General features: G+C 60.7%; 12 protein-coding genes. 7 read left to right on the top strand and 5 right to left on the bottom strand.

From position 1 onward, the window contains the following. Positions 1–117: 117 nt before the first annotated feature. Positions 118–381: an accessory factor UbiK family protein gene (locus BLU28_RS05365; protein ID WP_004442935.1), complete on the bottom strand. Its 264-nt coding sequence runs from the start codon at positions 379–381 to the stop codon at positions 118–120. A gap of 308 nt (positions 382–689) precedes the next feature. On the opposite strand from BLU28_RS05365, the gene lgt reads away from it, so the two are divergent. The 6 genes from lgt to BLU28_RS05335 all read left to right on the top strand — a co-directional run bounded on the left by lgt (position 690) and on the right by BLU28_RS05335 (position 6695). Further along, positions 690–1502, top strand: coding sequence for a prolipoprotein diacylglyceryl transferase (gene lgt, locus BLU28_RS05360; RefSeq protein WP_035209270.1), 813 nt, complete (start codon positions 690–692; stop codon positions 1500–1502). Between the two features lie 16 nt (positions 1503–1518). Continuing rightward, positions 1519–2619: a class I SAM-dependent methyltransferase gene (locus BLU28_RS05355; protein ID WP_077987400.1), complete on the top strand. Its 1101-nt coding sequence runs from the start codon at positions 1519–1521 to the stop codon at positions 2617–2619. A gap of 151 nt (positions 2620–2770) precedes the next feature. Further along, entirely contained in the window at positions 2771–3565 is a 795-nt protein-coding gene (pgeF, locus tag BLU28_RS05350) for a peptidoglycan editing factor PgeF (RefSeq protein ID WP_004442938.1), read from the top strand. Between the two features lies 1 nt (position 3566). Then, positions 3567–4718 carry a M24 family metallopeptidase gene (locus BLU28_RS05345; RefSeq protein WP_022556679.1) on the top strand — a complete coding sequence of 384 codons (1152 nt, stop codon included), beginning with the start codon at positions 3567–3569 and terminating at the stop codon, positions 4716–4718. Between the two features lie 89 nt (positions 4719–4807). Then, positions 4808–5542 (top strand): hypothetical protein, encoded by a 735-nt coding sequence (locus BLU28_RS05340; RefSeq protein ID WP_077987399.1) that lies wholly within the window; start codon positions 4808–4810, stop codon positions 5540–5542. Positions 5543–5762: 220 nt separating this feature from the next. Further along, positions 5763–6695 (top strand): ribose-phosphate pyrophosphokinase, encoded by a 933-nt coding sequence (locus BLU28_RS05335; RefSeq protein WP_003522877.1) that lies wholly within the window; start codon positions 5763–5765, stop codon positions 6693–6695. 229 nt (positions 6696–6924) lie between these two features. Here BLU28_RS05335 and BLU28_RS05330 read toward each other — a convergent pair whose 3' ends face one another. The 4 genes from BLU28_RS05330 to BLU28_RS05315 are packed head-to-tail and all read right to left on the bottom strand — an operon-like array spanning position 6925 to position 10393. Continuing rightward, complete coding sequence (locus BLU28_RS05330) at positions 6925–7773, bottom strand: phosphatase PAP2 family protein (RefSeq protein ID WP_037089792.1); 849 nt, start codon at positions 7771–7773, stop codon at positions 6925–6927. Next, positions 7763–9271, bottom strand: coding sequence for an ArnT family glycosyltransferase (locus BLU28_RS05325; RefSeq protein ID WP_037089789.1), 1509 nt, complete (start codon positions 9269–9271; stop codon positions 7763–7765). The genes BLU28_RS05330 and BLU28_RS05325 overlap by 11 nt, the downstream gene beginning before the upstream one ends. Further along, positions 9246–9533, bottom strand: a complete 288-nt coding sequence (locus tag BLU28_RS05320) for a lipid-A-disaccharide synthase N-terminal domain-containing protein (RefSeq protein ID WP_035209260.1) — start codon at positions 9531–9533, stop codon at positions 9246–9248. The genes BLU28_RS05325 and BLU28_RS05320 overlap by 26 nt, the downstream gene beginning before the upstream one ends. Positions 9534–9553: 20 nt before the next feature. Continuing rightward, entirely contained in the window at positions 9554–10393 is an 840-nt protein-coding gene (locus tag BLU28_RS05315; RefSeq protein WP_037089786.1) for a glycosyltransferase family 2 protein, read from the bottom strand. A 188-nt stretch (positions 10394–10581) separates the two neighbouring features. On the opposite strand from BLU28_RS05315, the gene BLU28_RS05310 reads away from it, so the two are divergent. After that, positions 10582–12846, top strand: a complete 2265-nt coding sequence (locus BLU28_RS05310) for a methyl-accepting chemotaxis protein (RefSeq protein WP_077987397.1) — start codon at positions 10582–10584, stop codon at positions 12844–12846. Positions 12847–12925: the final 79 nt, after the last annotated feature.

Below are 12925 nucleotides of genomic sequence, written 5' to 3'. Positions count from 1 at the left end.
ATTCGCGTCTGAGCACGACTTTCGGCAACCGGAGATCAAGTCGGCCAGAGAGAGCCGAAAAACAAAAAGCCCCGGAATCGCCTGCGATCCGGGGCTTCTGAGAAAAGTGATGAAGAATCAGTCCTTCGTGGCCGAAAGCTTTGCTTCGAGAGCCTCGATCCGGGCGCGCAGGGCGTCATTTTCATCCCGCGCCTGGATAGCCATCTCCCGCACGACGTCGAATTCCTCGCGCCGGACGACATCCAGACTGTTCAGCCAGCGATCGGCCTGTGCGTGGAACGCAGCCTCGGCTTCCTTGCGCACGCCCTGGGCCGCGCCGGCCGCATCCGTCATCAGCTTGGCGAATTCATCCAGAAAACGATTGGTGCCTGTCGTGCTCATGGCGCTCATCCTTCGTCGGTTCAGGGGCATCGTCTCGCCCGCTGTTGATAGCATTCAGGTAGGCACTCCACCGTCGCCTTGCAAGCGAAATCGAAAAATCCCAAGAGCTTGCATCACCTTTGGTATGTTGAGTCATAGCTTAAAGAATCACCTTGACCGCCGCCACCGCAATCGCCATTTTCCTTGGCGTCAAAGAACCGGTGAGCATCATCGCCCGGTCCTTTGAGACAATGGATGATCCGTTGTCCGCCCAGCAACGATGACGGAATATATACGGATTGATAGCCGCTCCCACTTCACTCGCCATCATGCCCTTCCCGAATATCGACCCGATAGCGCTGTCCATCGGTCCTCTGGCGATCCACTGGTACGGCATTGCCTACGTCGCTGGCATCATGCTCGGCTGGCTTTACGCCCGCCGCCTCGCCCGCACGGATCGGCTGTGGCCTAACGATGTGTCGCCAATCTCGGCGCAGCACCTCGATGATTTCATTCTCTGGGCAGCCGGCGGCATCGTGCTCGGTGGGCGCATCGGCTACATCCTGTTTTACGATATGGCAGCCGTGGCCGCCAATCCCATCAGGGCCATCGAGATCTGGAATGGTGGCATGTCGTTCCATGGCGGCCTGATCGGCACGACGATCGCCATGATCCTCTTCGCCCGCAAGAACAGCATTCCGGTGTGGAGCATGTTCGATATCGTCGCGGCCGTAGCACCCATCGGCCTGCTGTTCGGCCGCATCGCCAATTTCATCAATGGCGAGTTGTGGGGCCGCATTTCCGATGTGCCATGGGCCGTCGTCTTTCCCACAGGCGGCCCTTTCGCGCGCCATCCGAGCCAGCTTTATGAGGCTGGCCTCGAAGGCCTCGTGTTGGCCATCGTTCTGGCCATCGCCATTTACGCCTTCAAGGCTCTGAAGCGGCCCGGCACCGTCACTGGCATCTTCGTCTGCGGTTATGCGCTGTCACGCATCTTCGTGGAATTCTTCCGTGAACCGGACGCGCAGATCGGTTATCTCGCCGGCAACTGGCTGACCATGGGCATGGTTCTGTCCACTCCAATGTTCCTTCTGGGCCTCTGGGCCGTCCTACGCGCGCGCCGCGCGGCAAAAGTCGCCTAAAGCGGTATGGCCAGCCATGACCACACCGCTCGCGCAACGCATCAAATCACTTATCCGGCTTAACGGTCCGCTTAGCGTAACCGACTTCTTTTCACTTTGCCTCGCCGATCCGGAACATGGCTATTACAAGAGCCGCGAGCCCTTCGGCCGTTCGGGTGATTTCATCACTGCCCCGGAGGTGAGCCAGCTTTTCGGTGAAATGCTTGGTGTTTTCGTGGTTCATGCCTGGCAGAGGCACGGTGCACCCGCTGAAACCCGGCTGGTGGAAATCGGCCCCGGCCGCGGCACCATGATGGCGGACATGCTGCGCGTCATTCGCCGCATCGCGCCGCCGCTCTATGAGACGATGCGGGTGCATCTGGTGGAAACCAGCCCCCGCCTTTCCGCCATCCAGAAGGAAACGCTGGCCGAACATGCGGGTCGACTGGCATGGCATGACAGTTTCGACGATGTGCCTGAAGGTTTCCTGCTGCTTGTCGCCAACGAACTTTTCGACGCCATTCCGATCCGGCAATTCGTCAGGACGCCGCAGGGTTTCCGCGAACGCGTAGTCAGCCTCGATGCCAATGGCGACCTCGTCTTCTCCACCGGTCTTGCCAGCATAGATCCGGCGCTGCTTCCGCCGCAGCCCGAACGGCAGCCGCTTGGCACGATATTCGAGATTTCGCCCGCCCGGGAAGCGGTGATGACCGCAATCTGCCAGCGCCTGTCTGCCCATGGCGGCACCGCGCTCGCCATTGATTACGGCCATCTGGTTGCCGGCTATGGCGACACGCTGCAGGCCATGCGCAACCATGCCTTCGATCCGCCGCTCGCCCATCCAGGCGAAGCCGATCTGACCAGCCATGTCGATTTCGAAAGTCTTGTAAAAACGGCCGAGGCGACCGGTGTTCACGTTAACGGCACCCTGAGACAGGGCGATTTCCTCTACGGCCTCGGCCTCAAGGAACGGGCCGGGGCGCTCGCCGCCAAGGCAACCGCGGACCAGACCCTCGCCATCGCCGAAGCCGTCAACCGCCTCGCCGGCGAAGGCGCCGGCAAGATGGGGGAACTTTTCAAAGTCATCGCCGTTTCCAGTCCCGCGCTCCATCTTCTGCCGTTTCGGGCAGTGGATTGACAGCGTAATAACCTCTGGGCCAACATCGTCGCGACACACGAAGCAGGCACACTGCATCACACACGCCGCGCAACGCCGCGGCAACAGGAAACATCTCGCTTGACCCTGCTCCACTGGGCTACAGCGAAATTCTCCAAGGAACTCCCGCACCATGCAGAACGTAACGCTGCCGCTCCCCATCCAGAGTCCCCTCCTCGCCGCCTTCGATAAAAATCGCATCCGCCATGGCTTTTTCACCCGGCAGGGCGGCGTTTCCGATGGCCTTTATCAAGGCCTCAATGTCGGGCTCGGATCTGATGACGAGCCGGAACGGGTGCAGGAAAACCGCCGCCGCGTAACCCAATGGTTCGGCCTTGCCCCAGACCGCCTCGCCACGGTCCATCAGGTCCACTCTCCCGAGGTCGTCGTGGTTGACGGAACCTATGACGGCAGCCGTCCGCAGGCAGATGCGATGGTGACAGCGACACCGGGTTTCGTCCTCGGCGTGTTGAGCGCCGATTGCGGCCCCATCCTGTTCGCCGATGCGGAAGCGGGCGTCGTGGGTGCCGCCCATGCCGGCTGGAAGGGTGCTTTGTTCGGCGTGCTGGAAAACACGATCGAGGCGATGACGAAGCTCGGGGCCAGCCGCGATCGTATTGCTGCCTCGCTCGGCCCCTCCATCAGCCAGGACAATTATGAGGTCGGGCCGGAATATGTCGCGCGTTTCACCGATATCGAGCCCGCTTACGCGGATTATTTCTCCAGGGCGGAGAAAGAGGGCCACGCCTTGTTCGATCTCAAGCAGTTCACCATCGACCGCCTGACCAAAGCCGGTGTGAAGGCGGAAAATCTTGGTCTCTGCACCTACCCTGACGAAGAACGCTTCTATTCCTACCGCCGCACCACCCACCGCGCCGAACCCGATTACGGCCGGCAGATTTCCGCAATCGCAATTCTGGAGGACTAAGATGGCCCTGCATTTCGAGCTTTCGGAATTCGATGCCCGCCGCGAGCGGCTGCTCGCGAAAATGGCCGAGGAGAAGCTGGATGCGCTGCTGCTTTTCGCCCAGGAAAGCATGTACTGGCTGACCGGCTACGATACTTTCGGCTACTGCTTCTTCCAGACGCTGGTGGTGAAATCGGACGGCTCCATGACGCTGCTGACACGCTCGGCCGATCTGCGTCAGGCCCGCAATACTTCGATCATCGAGAACGTCCTCCTCTGGGTCGATCGACCCAATGCCGACCCGACGCTCGATCTCAAAAACCTGCTGAGCGATCTCGACCTTCTGGGCGCAAAGATCGGCGTGGAATATGACACCCACGGCATGACCGGCCGTGTCGCCCGCCTGCTGGATAACCAGCTTGCGAGCTTCGGCCAGATGGTCGATGCGTCGTATCTCGTCAGCACCCTCAGGCTCGTCAAAAGTCCCGCCGAAATCGCCTATGCCCGCAAGGCTGGCCAGCTGGCCGATGAGGCTCTCGATGCAGCATTGCCGCTCATCAAGCCCGGCGCGGACGAGGCCGCCATTCTTGCGGCAATGCAGGGTGCGGTGCTCGCGGGCGGCGGCGACTACCCCGCCAATGAATTCATCATCGGCTCAGGCGCGGATGCGCTTCTCTGCCGCTACAAGGCAGGCCGTCGTGTCCTCGACAGCAAGGATCAGTTGACACTGGAATGGGCCGGCGTCAGCGCCCATTACCATGCCGCCATGATGCGCACGGTGGTGATCGGCGAACAGGACTTCCGCCAGAAGGAGCTTTACAGCGCCTGCCTGCAAAATCTGACCGCGATCGAGGAGGTACTGCGCCCCGGGCACACATTCGGCGACGTCTTCGATGTGCATGCCCGCGTCATGGACGAGCGCGGCCTCACCCGCCATCGGCTGAACTCCTGCGGTTATTCGCTGGGCGCGCGCTTCTCCCCGTCCTGGATGGAGCATCAGATGTTCCACTCCGGCAATCCGCAGGAGATCACCGCTGACATGACGCTCTTTGTGCATATGATCGTGATGGATTCCGATTCCGGCACGGCCATGACGCTCGGCCAGACATATCTGACCACGGACGGCGCGCCGGAGCCACTGTCGCGTCACAGCCTCGATCTTCTCACAGCTTAAATCGCCCCCGGGTTTGACACAGCGGGAAAACCGCCCTTACATTGCGCCACCTTGGGCAAGAAGGAGCGGAACATGAGAGGGAAAATCGCATGAGCCGGTTGGGGGTTGCCCTCATTGTTCCGGCTTTGGCACTGATCCTGTCCGGCTGCAACACCACGGAAGCGCTGACGCCACAGGTGGATGTTGGCCACAACGCATCACAGTCGACGCCGGTAACACAGGGTGATCTCGACCAGATGGCGGCAGCCGCCGACCGCGCACCCGCAGGCGGGCCGGCAATCGCATCGTCCGTCCCTGCCTATGCACCCCAGAACTCCCTGCAGGCACAGGCACAGGCGCTGTCCAATGGCAGCCAGTTCGGGGAACCGCTCCGCCAGAACCAGGCCGCGGCCGGGGCCCCCACCGTCACGCAACAACCGCCATCACAGCAGACGGCTTCCCTTGCACCTGCCACCGCCGCGAATTCCATCCGCTTCCTGCCCATCATCGGCGCACCGGTTCAGGCGGTGACACCGCTATCCCGCCAACTGGGGGCCGAAGCGCGGGCCAAGGGGCTGACAATCCGCGCATCCAACGACAATTCCGCCGAAAATATTCTGAAGGGATATTTTTCCGCCTTTGCCGATGGCGGCAAGGTCAATGTCGTATACGTGTGGGACATTCTCGACGCCAATGGCGTGCGGCTGCACCGCCTGCAGGGGCAAGAGGCAGTGACCGCGCGAGGCAGTGATCCATGGGCCGCCGTGACCGACAAAGTCATGCAGGACATCGCTGCAAAAACACTCAACGACTACACGTCATGGAAGCAGTCTCAAAGCGGATGAGGTGAAACGACGGGAGAAGTCACAGAGATTTCACGAAAATCATTGCGAAAGCGCGGAGTCCTCTTGCAATCGGAAGCAACAGCGCTATTAAGGCGCGCATGGCAACAAGGCGTATCCGGCAAAGGCTTTTCAGCCGGATGTTCCTCCCCTTGAACGACGCTTGGTTACGGCGGATTGAGCCCCGTGGCGCAAGGCGATGGCATGGAAACAGGCGGCCGCAATGAAGGTTTTCGCAGGCAATTCGAACCGGCACCTTGCCGAAGCGATCTGCAAGTATCTTAATGTTCCTCTCGGAAATGCCACTGTAAAGCGGTTTGCTGACCAGGAAATATTCGTAGAAATCAGCGAGAACGTGCGCGGCGAGGACGTCTTTATCGTCCAGTCCACCTCCTTCCCGGCAAATGATCATCTGATGGAACTGCTCATCATGATCGATGCCATGCGCCGCTCCTCGGCCAAACGAATTACCGCGGTGCTTCCCTATTTCGGTTACGCCCGCCAGGACCGCAAAGCCGGCCCCCGCACTCCGATTTCCGCCAAGCTCGTTGCCAATCTCATTACCGAAGCCGGCGCCGACCGCGTTCTCACCCTCGATCTTCATGCCGGACAGATCCAGGGCTTTTTCGATATCCCCACCGACAATCTCTTTGCAGCACCGATTCTCGCCCGCGACGTGAAGGATCACTACGACACCAACAATGTCATGGTCGTTTCGCCTGACGTCGGCGGCGTGGTTCGCGCCCGTGCGCTGGCAAAGCGCCTCGACTGTCTTCTGGCCATCGTCGACAAGCGCCGTGACCGTCCCGGCGAATCCGAAGTCATGAACGTCATCGGCGATGTCTCCGGCAAGGACTGCATCCTCATTGACGACATCGTCGATTCCGGCGGCACGCTCTGCAACGCCGCTGAAGCCCTGCTGAAAAAGGGCGCGACCAGCGTTACTGCCTATATCACCCATGGCGTACTGTCCGGCGGCGCGGTGGCCCGCGTGGCCTCTTCCAAGCTGCGCGAACTCGTCATCACCGACAGCATCCAGCCGACCACCGGTGTCCAGTCCGCGCATAATATCCGCGTGGTGAGCACCGCCGGCCTGCTCGGCGAAGCAATCAACCGGACCGCGCAGGAACAGTCGGTTTCCGGCCTGTTCGACTGAATAAATTCAGCAATCACGCTGAGGGTTGCCTACGTCTGCCGGTTTTTCCGGCATGCGCTTGAGCCAAAGTGGGCGCATATTCACTCAACGTGATCCTCGGCCTTGTGCCGAGGAGCTAACCACGTCGATAAAATCAAGGCGCGCGGGCAATAGGGACAACCCCGAGGATAAGTCGGAACTGTCTTGCCGCTCGCTCCCACCCCAGCTATGCTGCACCTCGAACTCCCAACTAAGACGACGCCGCACCCGTGTCCGGGGGCCGTTGGAGACGGGTGGCTGCAGCCCTGATTTTCGGCCACCAGCCCCGAACGCGGGTAAGTATGGCGTGGCGGCCATTGCGCCAAAGGCTGATCGTATCGGCCGAGATGGCAGCACCGCTGAAGAGGTGACGGTGGTGGCTTATCGCCAGCACCCGGTACAGAAACAGTGTCGTCAGGGCCGAAAATAGGATGGACATCACCACATCGCTGAGGAAATGCCCGCCGGCCGCGATGCGAAGACCGGACATGAGAATGATTGCCCCGGCGGCAAGGGCACCAACTACCCATCGCCCATAGGGCCGCAGGCGCGGCCAGACAAGCACACAGAGGGGCAGGAAAAAACTCGCGATCAGCGCGGTTTCACCCGAAGAAAACGAACAGTTCGAATAGCATTGCGTGCTGAACTGAAAAGGTGGCGTGAAAAGCTGATGCCCGCCAAATTCGGTAACGCTGAACGGACGCGCGCGACCGATCATGGCCTTCAGCACGCCGTTGACCAGCAGCCCGGCACAGAGGATCACAGGGCCACAAAGGAACGCCCAGACTCGCCAGCCGGTTCGCTGCGAAGTGCCGAGCCGGAGATTGCCGACGAGGACCAGGAAAGTCAGAAGCGCGGCGAGCTCGACACCTTCCCGCAACGTGTCGCGCAGCCATTCGGGAAACGGCTCCCGGCCAGGCCATGGCTGGCCCACCGGCGAGAAAAACAAGGCGGAAAAGCGCAGATCTATAGAGGGGAAGGTCGCAAACAGGATCACCAGCGCAAGCGCTGCGAACGTAACCCAGATGGTGATCCGCATATGCGAGAGATCATTGTCCATTGGCGCTCTCCGGGATGCACTGTGGTGGCAGGCGCCACAGCCCGATTTCCCTGCCCTCGACAAAGCCCGGGCCGGCGGTCCAGTGCGCCACCGGCGCCTCGCCTGCAAGACACGCCGGCAAGCCATCGGCACTTGCCAGAAACAGCGGATTTTTCGCTTCGCCCGGCTTCAATGGATAAAGAAGGGCATAATGGCTGGACGGCACGCCGGTTTCCGGAAGCGCACGCGTCAACATCTGTTTCTCGTCCCGCAACTGGTAAAAGAGCTCGGCCAATATCGAACGATCATTGGCGACAATAGCGTCCGCACCTGCTTCACGCGCCCGCGACAGGCCGGTCGATACCAGCTCGGAGCTTCCAAGATAACGTGCCATCGCCAGTTTACCATTCGGCAGGCGCAGGCCCGTTCCCACTATCGTCATCAGCGGCAGCGCGATTGCGACGATGCCGCCGAGGACCAGTGTGGATACGATGAGCCAACGCCGCGATGCCAGGATCGGCACCGCCAGCAGTACGCCTGCCGCATAAGCTCCCACCGCCCAATTGGCGAGTGCCCGCGACATGAGGCCCTGTGCCGTGATCAAAAGCACGATCGGTACAGAAAGAGCGACGAGCGCCCGTGCTTCACCGGTTTTTGCGCGGATTGTCGCAACAATCATGCCGACGAAGACGTATGGCCCAACCACACCTGCCTGGGAAAAGAAGAATTCAAGCGCGGAGCCGATCTTGAGTTGGACACCGTGCCAGTTGGCATTGTCGGCGGTGTGGCGTGCCGTCATGAAATCATGGGCCGCATTCCACCACAGATTGGGCGCGATGACGGCAACGCAGACGAGCGCAGCAATAACCGCGTCACGCAGCCGGATCCGCCATGCTTCGCAAAGCCAGCTGGCGGCGATGAAGCACGGCAGAAAATAGATCATCGCATATTTCGACATCAGCCCGAGGCCGAAACAGAGACCCAGAGCGATGCTCCAACCCAACGCCGCCCTGCCCTCGCTGCGGGCGAGCGCAAGCTTGCGCACGGATATCATCGACAGCACGATGAACAGCATCATCGGCGTATCGGTCGAGATCAGCAGGCTGCCGAGCGTCACGGCTGGCAAGGTCAGATAGATCACTGCCGCGAGCGAGGCCAGCCTGACATCATAGATCATGCGGCCGAGCACAAAAATGGCCGCCGCCGCAACGCCATGCACGACGGGTGCGGCGAGCCGCACCTGAAACGTGCCCTCCCCGCCGCCCAGAATGGTGGCCGCGCGAATAAGCCAGCCGATGAACGGTGGCTTGGAATAGGCGCCGAGCGCCATTTCGCGACCCCACAGCCAGTATTGCGCCTCATCGACAAAAAGGTCGGTGCGGTTGAAGGCGAGCCCAAGGACGCGCAGGGCAGTTACGAGGACAATCGCCGAAAACGCGAATGTCAGCCATTGGCGCTCAGCGCCTGCCCGCGCATAAGGCAGGGTCGTCGCCTCATGCATGCTGGCGGCGTTCTGCATGGATCAACCAGAGATTTCGAGCATAGATAAAGAGGCCGGATGCCTGCCCGAGAACAAAGACCGGATCGCGCCGCCACAGTGCATAGGAGAGCAGCACCACACCGCCAAGAATCGAAAAATACCAGAAAGCCACCGGCATGACCGACCGGTTGGCCCGTTCCGATGAAATCCATTGAACCAGAAAACGCATGGTGAACAGCATCTGGCCCATGAAACCGGTCAAGACCCATACGAACTCTTCCCAGCTGTTCACATGCAGCATGGACCATAAAGCCGGTACGTTCACGGCAATGTCTCCGTTATGAAAGTTTCAGCCCAGCTTGACCGCTTGCGCCGGCGCAAAAGCCATGCGACACCGATCAGATCGTGGATGCCCACCAGCGCCCGGCCGATATTGGTATAATGGGAATTTCCATGCAGCCGTGCCCGGTGCGTGACGTCGACATGGGCGACCTGCCAGCCGTCACGATTGAACAGCGCCGGGAAGTAGCGGTGGTGATGGTCGAAATAGGGCAAAGCGAGGTAGGCGTCGCGGCGAAAGGCCTTGAGGCCGCAGCCCGTATCGCGCGTGCCATCCTTCAAAATTCGCGCCCGAAGCCCGTTGGCAAAGCGGGAGGAAAGGCGTTTTCCCAGCGTGTCGCGCCGGCCGACGCGCTGGCCGGCCACCAGCCCAAGCCGGCGCGGTGCATTGGTGGACAGAAGCGGTGCAAGAAGTGCCGGCAGATTGTCCGGCGGATTCTGGCCGTCGCCGTCCAGCATACATACGATGGGCGCGCGCGCCGCCTGCACTCCGCTGTGGATCGCAGCCGATTGACCGCCCTGGCGGTCGTGCCGCACCAGCCGCAACATGTTGTAACGGGCAGCGAGCGCCAGAACCGCTTCCGCCGTGCGGTCAGAAGAAGCGTCATCCACCACAACGATCTCGAAGCGGCCGACCGGCGCACAGGCGCTCACGATCTCTGCCACCAGCGTTTCAACGCTCGCTTCTTCATTGTGCATGGGCACCACAACGGCAAAATCCGGGGCAGATCGCAAATTGGCTCCGTCACATCCGTCTGCGCGGGTTCCGCAAACATCATCGATTGTGGCGAGAGAAGGAGCGTGAAAAGCTTGCATGAACATGAACAGCCGTTGATCTTCGCTGGATATGCGCCCGTTCTGTTGCAGTTTTATTACGTGGTGCCTTCGGCGCGGCTCTTCGATTTTTTCACGCCATGCGGGAAATTATCCTACAATTCCCTGTCCTTTAACGCGACCGTAAACAATTTTTGCAACGGTACGGCCACGTTTTTTGGGGGGAGGAAAACAGGATGCCGGGTGGAAATCCGACTGCTGTCAAAGCTAAATCATTGTCAATCAAAGCCAAATTTGCTGCGCTCGTTACCGGTGCGACACTGGTTTCCTGCCTGTCGGTGGGGCTGCTGTCCTACGAGATGGGTAAATCGGGGCTGATCGACGCCAGCAAGATCAGGCTCGAAACGGTTGCAGGCAACCAGTCCAAGCAGCTTGATGCCTATACGTTGCGCGTCGAACAGAGCATTTCCGAACTGTCGCAGAATGCCGCGGTGGCCCAGGCGCTGGAAACGATGACCACCGTTGTCCCAACGGAAAAGGACGCCATCATCCAGGCTTTCCGCCGAGAGGGCGTCTCCGAAGAGGAGCGCGCCTCCTTCAACGGCGAAGGGTTGAGGCTGCTCTACGCCATTCGTCATGCGACCATCAACGCCGCCATTGCCAGCGTCTGGCGTAATACCCGCGTCAGCGATATCTACGTGATCGACAAGAACGGCCTGATTATCTATTCCGTGACCAAGGGAAAGAACTTCCTGACCAATGTAACGGAACCGCAGAACGCCGCGATCAAGGAGCTGTTCGACCGCATCGAAGCCGGCAAGGACGGCGTCGTCAGCACCACGGGCTTCAGCGATGGCGAGAATAATTCGGCCATGATCGGCATGCCGCTCGCCGTCTCCAACTGGGGTCAGCTCCAGCGCAAGGGTGCCGTTATCATGCGCATCGCCGCCGATCGCATCGGCGCGGTGGTGACGCCCGAGGAAACCGGCAAGACCATCGATGACGCCGTTCTCCTGAGCGCCGACGGGAAACTCAGGGCTGGCCTCCTCTCGGGCGGTGCGGATGCTGCCGTTTCCGAAAGTCTCGCTGCCCTTTCCAGCGTAAACGACGCCGGAACGGTCATGGCGCAGACACCTGCGGGCAATATCTTCTATGCCTATCGTCCGGTCGCCGTCTTCGGACAGAAACATCTTCTTGCCATCGGCCAGCAGGAAAGCAAGGTTCTCGCCGCTGCCAACGATCTCGCCTTCTGGGCAGCGGTGGCAACGCTGGCCGTACTTGCAATAATGACGCTGATCGGGATTTTCGTTTCCGCGAGCCTGACCAAGCCGTTGACCGGACTTGCCGGTCTTATGGAGCGCCTGAACGGCGGTGAAAACAACATCGAGATCAAGGCAGTTTCCCGTGGCGACGAGATCGGCACCATGGCGCGCGCGCTGGAATCCTTCCGCCAGGGCATTCTGGACAAGCAGCGGATGGAAGCCGAAGCCCACCGCAAGGGTGAAGAACTGGACGAGGAACGCGCCCAGCGCGAGATGGAGAAGGCAAGAAGCGCCAGGGAACTGGAAGAAGCCGTGGACGCGCTCGCCACCGGTCTTGCCAATCTGGCCGCCGGCAGGCTCGATCTTCGCATCGAAAAATCCTTCGTTCCGTCACTCGATCATCTGCGCATCGACTTCAACAACTCCATGGCAGGGCTGGAAGCGACGATCTCCAATATCGGCGGAAGCGCCAATGCCATCCGCTCCGGTTCCGGCGAGCTGAAAAGCGCCTCGGAAGACCTGTCGCGGCGCACAGAACGTCAGGCAGCAGCCCTCGAGGAGGCGGCAGCGGCGCTCGGAGACATGACGCAGGCTGTCAATCTGTCGCTGTCGCGCTGCAATGTCGCCGTCGCCGCTACGGCGGATACGATGCATGATGCCCATAGATCCACGGCTGTCGTCAAAGAAGCGATCGTTGCCATGGAACGCATCGAGACCTCTTCGGCCAAAATCCGCCAGATCATCGATGTCATCGACCAGATTGCCTTCCAGACCAATCTTCTGGCGCTGAATGCCGGTGTTGAAGCAGCGCGCGCCGGCGAGGCCGGCAAGGGCTTTGCAGTCGTGGCGCAGGAAGTTCGCGAACTAGCCCAGAAATCGGCCGCCGCCGCCCGCGACATCACGCAGCTCATCGCCACCTCTGCGGGTGATGTGGAAAGCGGTGTGGCACTGGTGCTGAAGACCGGTGAAAGCCTGGAACAGATCCAGAAACGCATCCAGTCGGTCAACGACCAGATCGGCGAAATCGCCACCGCGTCGCGCGAACAATCCGGCCGTCTCAGCGAGATCAATGCCTCCGTCAATGAACTCGACCACGTGACGCAGCAGAACGCCGCCATGGTGGAGGAGACAACGGCCGCCGCCTTCTCGCTCGCCAACGAGGCGGATGGCCTGACCGAACAGGTGGGGCAATTCTCCGTGGGCGATCCTCGCCGGCGAGACCAGCGTTACGCGGCATGATGCGCAACAAAAAAGGGCCGGAGGCAAAACCTCCGGCCTTTTATTTTGCCTGAAAGCCCGATCCGGGCTCGCAGGGGCA

This window comes from Agrobacterium pusense (genome assembly GCF_900102105.1).
Taxonomy (GTDB): Bacteria; Pseudomonadota; Alphaproteobacteria; order Rhizobiales; family Rhizobiaceae; genus Agrobacterium; species Agrobacterium pusense.
This window is presented reverse-complemented; position numbering and strand designations above follow the sequence as displayed.